We start from the raw sequence: 2,687 nt of genomic DNA, 5'->3' as shown, positions 1-2,687 counted from the left end.
GACCGTGACGAGGTGACCGACCTGGCCCGGTATCGCCGGGCCAGGTCGGTCACCTCGTCACGGTCCGGGTTGAAGACCTCGTGGTACGCGAAGACCGGGTTGCCTTCCACCGTGCCCGGCACGTCGGCCCGCACCCGGTTCGGGTCGGTGTACATGCCGAGCACCTTGCGGCGCACCGTCGCCGCATCGTCGGAGAGCGCGATCGAGTTGCCCCGGCTCTTGCTCATCTTGGCGGCGCCGTCGGTCCCCACCAGGCTCGGTGTGTCCGCCGGGATCAACTCGGGCACCGGGAAGACGGGGCCGTACAGGTGGTTGAACCGCCGCGCGATCTCCCTGGTCACCTCGACGTGCGCGGCGTTGTCCCGGCCGACCGGAACGACCTCCCCCTTGACGCAGAGGATGTCCGCGGCCTGGAGTACCGGATAACCCAGCAGCCCGTACGGCATCTCCTCCTTGCCGGCGTCGCGGGCCATGTCCTTGAGCGAGGGCACGCGTTCCAGCCGGGGCACGGTCACCAGGTTCTGGAGGAGGGTGTTGAGGTCGCCGACCTCGGGGATGGCCGACTGGAGGTAGAAGGTGGCCCGGTCCGGGTCGATGCCGGCGGCGAGGATGTCGGTCACCATCTCGCAGGCGTTGCCGGAGACCTGGTCGATGTCCTCGCGGCGGTTGCGGGTGGTGAGCATGTGCAGGTCGGCGATGATGAAGAAGCTCTCGTAGCGCCGGTGCAGCCGTACCCGGTTGGCGATGCTGCCGACGTAGTGGCCGAGGTGCAGGCGGCCGGTAGGCCGGTCTCCGGTGAGCATTCGTGCGACGGACATGGTGGTGCCTCTCGTATCCGAAGGTGGGTCACGCGTGGGCGCGCGCCGAGCAGGGCTGGCTCAGCCCTGCTCGGTCAGCGGGATCGACTCAGCGAGTCGCCCGCCATCGCGCGCCGGCGCGAAACCGCAGACCACCGGCACGGAGGACGTTCAGAAGTTGCTCACGGCCATCGCCGGAGCTGGTCGGGATCTCGGGCACGGCACCGAGGAAGCGGCCGTCGACCAGGTCGACCGCCTCGGATGCGCAGTTGCCCGTCCGGACCACGGCCTCAGATTACCCGCGGGGTGGCACCGGGAGGGGAAGGTAGCTGTCGGCGTAGTAGGCGCCGACGCGTTCCCGGTACTCGTGGTCGGCCGAATCCGGATCGAACGGTGGGGCGCCCTTGATCTGCTGACGGGTCCGGTCGACGTGCACGACGCGTTCCTGATGATCCACCCGGTCGACCGTCCCGGCCGGCAGCAACACCTTCTGGCCGAAGATCCACGGCCCCGTGTCCACCACCAGGTGCCCGGCGTCCGCCTCGTCGCTCGTCTCGTCGATGGTGCCGATGCGCCCATCGCTCGCCTGCACCTGATAACCCACCAGGTCGACGGGGGTGCCCGGGCCGGGGGCATCCGGGCCGTCGTGCCCATCCTGCTGACCCACCGGAGGGGTGACCGAGGGGGTGGTCTGGGTATACCCGCCGGCCAAGGCGGATGGATCACGCCAGGTCCAGGGGTTGAAGATCGAGGGTTGCATGGGGCACCTCCAGGGACGGTCCTCAGCTGTCCCCCTTCGCAGTGCCCATCGCGCTGACGCCGGAAACAGCCTGCGCTCTGCGCGGCGGTGCTCCTGTCCAGGTGTGGCAGGGCGTTCGGGTCCGCGTCGCCGGCCCGCTGAACAGGTGCGCTGGCATACTCGGCTGCCATGGTGCTGTCGCGAGGGTGGAGTCTCTTCCTGGTCGGGGTCGGCGTCTGGACCTGGGTGATCTGGCCGAGGTTCGCGGTGGCCATCTGGCAGGACCCGCGGTCCTGGGCGTCCGGCACGGTGGCCGACGGCGCAGCCACCAGCTTCCTGTGGGTGCACGCGCTGTTGATCGCCGCGTCCCTGGCAATCGGCACCACCGTCGGCGTCCTCGGCGTCCGGGCCTGGCTCGCCGCCCGGCGGCGGCAGCCGTCCTGATCGCCGCCCGCTCCTGCGGATCAGGCCGATCGGCGCCCGAACCGCTGTCAGCCGCCGAGCCTCGGTTGCTGCCGGACGGGCCTGACCAAGCCCTGGTTCCTGCCGGACGGGCCTGACCTGGGAAAACCGGTCCGGCGCGCGAATGTGACGCGCGCCGCTACCCGTGGATTTGACGATCAAACCCGCAGACGCGTAACTTTCTCTCTGCCAGCGCGGAACGGGGCAAACGGGATGAAAGTCCTGGAGCGCCGAAACGGGATGGCAACCGGGTCAAGCAGGAGTTCGCTTCTGGGAGACGCGGTCCGGGCGGGGCTTGCCGGATCGGCCGCGAGGCGGATTTGGTGCGGCGAAGCCGACCGGGTAAGGTTCACGACCGGCAGGGAACCGGGCGAGACTGCGGGAAACCGCAGCGGCCGGTCTGCTGAATCCGACGACCTGACGCAGCGGTTCGCTGCTGCGTGAGTGCGCCGGCGCTGACCCGTACGAAGCATGACAGACCGGGACACACGGTTTGACACGGCGAAGACGGTGAGGTAACGTAGTAAAAGTGCCCGGCGCGAGAGCGGCGGGGACACGGTACGAAAAGCCCCGGTTGGGGTTCCACTGTGGTGGGGCTTCTGGTCGGTGTGTGGTTGTTCTTTGAGAACTCAACAGGGTGCTTGTAAAGCCAGTGCCAATTATGATTTATACCCCGGACTGGTCAGGCT

Annotated in this window: 3 protein-coding genes; 1 reads left to right on the top strand and 2 read right to left on the bottom strand. The window is 68.7% G+C overall.

Going from position 1 to position 2,687, the window contains the following annotated elements:
• The coding region (trpS, locus tag DLJ58_RS00150; protein WP_124853302.1) for a tryptophan--tRNA ligase at positions 1-818 on the bottom strand (818 nt) is incomplete at its 3' end.
• A gap of 274 nt (positions 819-1,092) precedes the next feature.
• A complete protein-coding gene (locus DLJ58_RS00145) occupies positions 1,093-1,557 on the bottom strand; it encodes a PRC-barrel domain-containing protein (RefSeq protein WP_124853301.1) in 465 nt (154 codons plus the stop codon).
• Positions 1,558-1,725: 168 nt separating this feature from the next.
• Here DLJ58_RS00145 and DLJ58_RS00140 point away from each other — a divergent pair, with 168 nt between their 5' ends.
• The gene (locus DLJ58_RS00140; RefSeq protein WP_124853300.1) at positions 1,726-1,980 is read left to right on the top strand and encodes an SCO4848 family membrane protein; all 255 of its coding nucleotides are present in this window, start codon (positions 1,726-1,728) and stop codon (positions 1,978-1,980) included.
• Positions 1,981-2,687 lie beyond the last annotated feature (707 nt).

Origin of the sequence: Micromonospora arida, from assembly GCF_003857035.1 — a bacterium.
In the GTDB taxonomy this organism is placed as follows: domain Bacteria; phylum Actinomycetota; class Actinomycetes; order Mycobacteriales; family Micromonosporaceae; genus Micromonospora; species Micromonospora arida.
This window is presented reverse-complemented; position numbering and strand designations above follow the sequence as displayed.

Coding starts and splice junctions, on each gene's coding strand:
- DLJ58_RS00145 (WP_124853301.1), bottom strand. CDS start 1,557: ATGCAACCCTCGATCTTCAACCCCTGGACCTGGCGTGATCCATCCGCC.
- DLJ58_RS00140 (WP_124853300.1), top strand. CDS start 1,726: ATGGTGCTGTCGCGAGGGTGGAGTCTCTTCCTGGTCGGGGTCGGCGTC.